Here is a 432-nt window from a genome sequence, read left to right on the forward strand (position 1 = left end):
GATGATGCCGTTATTCTGGATTCAACACAACTCGGAATAGAAGCAGTTTTAGAAAAAGTCAGTGCATTAACTGGCTGATTTATTAGGGTACTTAGTTGGGTGGTCCAGCTAGGTTTTTTGTTAATTTCCTGCATTTGCAGGTCTAACGGGCGATTCTGTTATCTATACAGGGTCAAGGATATTTATAATGAGCGAAAGCTTTGCTGATCTCTTTGAAGAGAGTCTAAACGCAACCCCAATGCAACCAGGCAAAATTGTTACCGGTACGGTAGTCAATGTCGGTCCTGATGTTGTTATGGTTAACGCAGGTCTGAAATCTGAAGGCGCTATCCCAGTTGCCGAATTCATGAACGAAAAAGGTGAAATCACCGTTTCTGTTGGTGATTTGGTCGATGTTTCTCTGGAAACACTGGAAGATGGATTTGGTGCAAC

General features: G+C 42.4%; 1 protein-coding gene. It reads left to right on the forward strand.

Features of this window, described 5'->3' with window-relative positions:
- Positions 1-187 precede the first annotated feature (187 nt).
- A partial coding sequence (locus tag B3O33_RS02530) for a S1 RNA-binding domain-containing protein (protein WP_292362862.1) occupies positions 188-432 on the forward strand: 245 nt, incomplete at its 3' end.

The organism is Methylophaga sp. UBA1464 (genome assembly GCF_002325665.1).
Lineage (GTDB): Bacteria > Pseudomonadota > Gammaproteobacteria > Nitrosococcales > Methylophagaceae > Methylophaga.